Genomic DNA, 3615 nt, shown 5'->3' on the forward strand with positions numbered 1-3615 from the left:
GGATGCGATGGGGAAGGGCGCCTGGGTGGAAAAGCTTGGCGGGCAGACGGCGTTGGCCGTGCAGTTGTTTCGCTCCAGCGGCGCCGCGATGAAAGACGCCTTCAAGGAGGCCGGCGCGATCGCCACCACATCGGGCGTCGACCTTGCCGAACAGATGGCGGTGATTGGCACGCTGAGCAGCACCATGGAAGGCGGCGACGCCGGCGGGCGCTACAAAGCGTTTTTCGAGAACATCGGCGCCGCATCGGAAAAGCTCGGCATGCAGTTCACTGATCAGCAGGGCAAGGTCCTGCCGATGATGGCGATTCTGGACAAGCTGCAGGGCAAGTTCGGTGATCTGACCAGTGCGTCGGCCGGCGCTAAGTTGTTGGAGGCTTTCGGCGGTGAAGGCGCCCAGGTGATTGGCGCGCTGGCCAAGGACACCGATCGTTTGCGCAACGGCATCGAGCAGTTGGGCAAGGTGCGCGGTCTGGAGAACGCCGAGCAGATGGCCCGGGCCATGGTCGATCCATGGCAACAGTGGGCGTCCCTGGTCGAAGTCATGCGTGTGGTGTTTGGCCAGGTGCTGATACCGGTACTGACGCCGTTCATGAGCAAGATGGTCGATATCGGTAAAACGCTGGTGCGCTGGTCGCAGCTGTTTCCCAACATCACCCGGGTGATCGGCATCACCGCACTGACCATCATGGCCATCGTCGGCGCCATGTCGTTGTTGACCGTGGTGGTCGGCGTTGCACGGATGACTTGGCTGGGCCTGTTATCGGTGTGGAAGGTCGTGCAGTTGCTGAACCTGCGCACCGTTGCCGGCTTTGTCCTGCAGAAACTGGCGATTCTGGCTTACATGGCCGTGATCTACACGCTCAGCGCCGGTCTGGCACTGGTGCGTGGCGCCATGCTGCTGTGGCAGGGCGCGATCTGGCTGGTCAACGCGGCGCTGCTGGCCAACCCGATGGTGTGGATTGTGGTCGGTGTTCTCGCCCTGGTGGCCGTCATTGTCGCGGCGGTTCACTACTGGGACGAATGGACGTCCGCCCTGATGAACACGGCCGCGTTCCAGTTCGTCGCTGACAAGCTGCAGAAGCTTTCCGACTGGTTCAACTCCATGGGCGGTTGGTCAGGCATGGCCAAGGCCGCATGGGACAGCATCGTCGGCATTTTCACCAAGGCCGTAAACGGCGTGATCGAGCTGCTGAACAGCATCCCGGGCGTGAACATCGAAGCGCGTTTCGGCGGCATGCCTGAAGTGCCCGGCGTCGATGCCGCGACCAATGCCGCTGACACCGCCAACGCCGCGCAGAAAGCCCAGCAAACCATCAACGCGGCAATCCCCAGCCTTTCGCCGGCGCGCCCTTCGGCGGTGCCGCCCGGCGGCTTGCTGACCAGCATCCAGAACAACAACAACAGCCAAAACAAGGGCACGCATGTGGAGAACGTGAATATTCACACGGGCAAAGCCATGACCCCGTTGGAGATGGAAAACATGGTCGCCATGGCGGTCGGCGGATGAGCGAGTACGTAGACCTGTTGATCGTCAACAACGACTTGGCACTCGACCCGTCACACCAGCCGCTGCTGGTCGATGACCGCGCCTGCATCGCCCAGGACATCGCTCACATGATCCGCGACAGCGGGTTGTTGGTGACGCTGGTCGCTGAGCGCGATCGGCTACGGCAGCGCGACTGCATCCAGCAACTGGAATTGCTGGTCGAGAACGATCAGCGCCTGGTGCCCGGTACGGCACGCATCACCCAGCAGGAGCCAGGCGTGTACCTGGTCACTGCGAAAACCCTGAAATTCGGTTCGATTGAGGTAAGTCTGTGAGCCAAGTCGATTTTAAAAAGGTGATCGCCGACGCCGGCATCCCGACCACCGAGGCCGGTTTGAAGGCGGCGTGGGAAAAGGAGGTTGAAGCCCAGGGCGCGAAGGTGGCCAACACCAGCAGTTATTCGCCGTTCTGGCGGGTGATGACCGCGCTGGTGACCAAACCGGTGTTGTGGCTGTTGGACTTTCTGTGCCTGACGGTGCTGCCGAATTTTTTTGTGAAAACGGCGGTGGACGCGTGGCTGGACATGCTCGCATGGGCGGTGAACGTCGAGCGTAAAGGCGCCACCAAAGCCCGCGGTAAATTGCTGTTCACCCGCGCCTTACCGGACGGCGTCATGGAGCTGGAAAAAGGTATTGTGGTGCAGTCTGCCGCCATCAACGGCAACGTGTACCAATTGATTACCACGGCGCCGGCGACGTTCATCGCGGGCCAGCTGCAGCTGGAAGTCCCGGTGGAGGCGATCGAATCCGGCAGTGGCTTCAACCTCGCCCCGGGTTACTACGCCATCCTGCCAGTTCCGGTACCGGGCATTGTCCAGGTGGTGAACAAGGAGGGTTGGCTGGATTCGCCAGGTGCGGATCCGGAGCCAAACGACCAGCTGCGTTTGCGCGTGCGCAACCAGTTCTCGGCGGTGAACCAGTGGCACACCGACGCGGTGTATCGCGCCATGATCTCGGCCTTCCCGGGCGTTCGTCCGGACGGCGTTTACTTTGAACACGGTGCACCGCGTGGGCCGGGCAGTGCAAATGCCTACGTGCTGTTCGACGCTGGTGTGCCAGCGGTGACCTACCTGGAGCAAATCAATTCGCACATCCGCGACCTGGGCAACCACGGCCACGGTGATGATCTGTTGGCCATGGTCATGCCGGAAGTGCCAGTGGGTGTCGCGATGAGCCTCTGGCCGCAACCGAATTTGAGCGCCGAGCAAATCGACTCGCTGAAGGGTGAGATCGAGCTATTCATCCGGGCAGCGTTCCGAGAAAGCACGCCCCGCGACTATCAACCGACGCTCACTTATCCCCAGTCGCGTTTCAGCTTCAGTCGGCTCGCGGAGGAACTGCATCAGCAGTTTGCTGATATCGCCTCACTGCGGTTTGCCCCCGGCGTCGACGTCGTCAGTGGTCTGAACATCCCCCGCCTGACGTCGCTAAAGGTGAACCTGCAATGATCAAAATCAAACTGCCGTTCTGGCTCGGTGGCACCGTGCTGTCGAAGCTGGTGGCCGCTGCACAGGCGTGGTGGGAAACCGTCACCGGTTGGCTGCGCTGGCCTTACTCGCAGATTGATCCCGACACCTGCCACATGAGCATTCTTGAACTGTGGGCCTGGCAACGCGACGTGACGCGCTTTCAAGGCGAACCGGAATCCCTGTTCCGGCTGCGTGTGAAATACGCCTTTATCAACTCCGTCGACGCCGGAAGCACCGCCGGCTTGAAACGCATTTTTGAGCGCCTGGGCGTGGGTTACGTCGAGATCGAGGAACGCCAGCCCGACCGCGATTGGGACGTGGTGCTGCTGAAGTTTAGCAACGCTCAACTGTCGCTCAATCCCGAGCTTCTGCGCGTGCTGATTCAGCAATACGGCCGAACCTGCCGGCGCTACGACTTCGTCACCATCACCCCTGTGGGGCTGCAAATCGCCCTGATCGACTTCAACGACGACCAGCAAACGCTGGTCGCCAGCCTGTAGGAGCGCACCGTGAGCGCCAGTATTACCTTGGCCGGCGAAAGCCAGATTGCCCTGAAGCAAAGCCAGAAAAAACCGCTGATCGTCAGCAAATTTATCTTTGC

The 3615-nt window shown here is 61.1% G+C and carries 4 protein-coding genes; all 4 read left to right on the top strand.

Annotated features, from left to right (window positions below):
• Positions 1-1507 (top strand): phage tail tape measure protein (locus tag FGA82_RS28050; RefSeq protein WP_141129610.1); only part of this gene is annotated, 1507 nt, incomplete at its 5' end.
• The gene (locus FGA82_RS28055; protein WP_141129611.1) at positions 1504-1821 is read left to right on the top strand and encodes a DUF2590 family protein; all 318 of its coding nucleotides are present in this window, start codon (positions 1504-1506) and stop codon (positions 1819-1821) included. The genes FGA82_RS28050 and FGA82_RS28055, both read left to right, overlap by 4 nt.
• On the top strand, positions 1818-2993 hold the full coding sequence (locus FGA82_RS28060; RefSeq protein WP_141129612.1) for a baseplate J/gp47 family protein: 1176 nt from the start codon (positions 1818-1820) through the stop codon (positions 2991-2993). Before FGA82_RS28055 ends, FGA82_RS28060 begins: the two co-directional genes overlap by 4 nt.
• Positions 2990-3514, top strand: coding sequence for a phage tail protein (locus tag FGA82_RS28065; protein WP_141129613.1), 525 nt, complete (start codon positions 2990-2992; stop codon positions 3512-3514). Before FGA82_RS28060 ends, FGA82_RS28065 begins: the two co-directional genes overlap by 4 nt.
• The last annotated feature ends 101 nt before the right edge of the window (positions 3515-3615 follow it).

The sequence above is a fragment of the Pseudomonas fluorescens genome (assembly GCF_005938625.1).
GTDB classification, from domain to species: domain Bacteria; phylum Pseudomonadota; class Gammaproteobacteria; order Pseudomonadales; family Pseudomonadaceae; genus Aquipseudomonas; species Aquipseudomonas fluorescens_BD.

What these genes read in the sequence shown, in the direction of transcription:
- FGA82_RS28055 (WP_141129611.1), top strand. Translation starts at nt 1,504, where the DNA reads ATGAGCGAGTACGTAGACCTGTTGATCGTCAACAACGACTTGGCACTC.
- FGA82_RS28065 (WP_141129613.1), top strand. Translation starts at nt 2,990, where the DNA reads ATGATCAAAATCAAACTGCCGTTCTGGCTCGGTGGCACCGTGCTGTCG.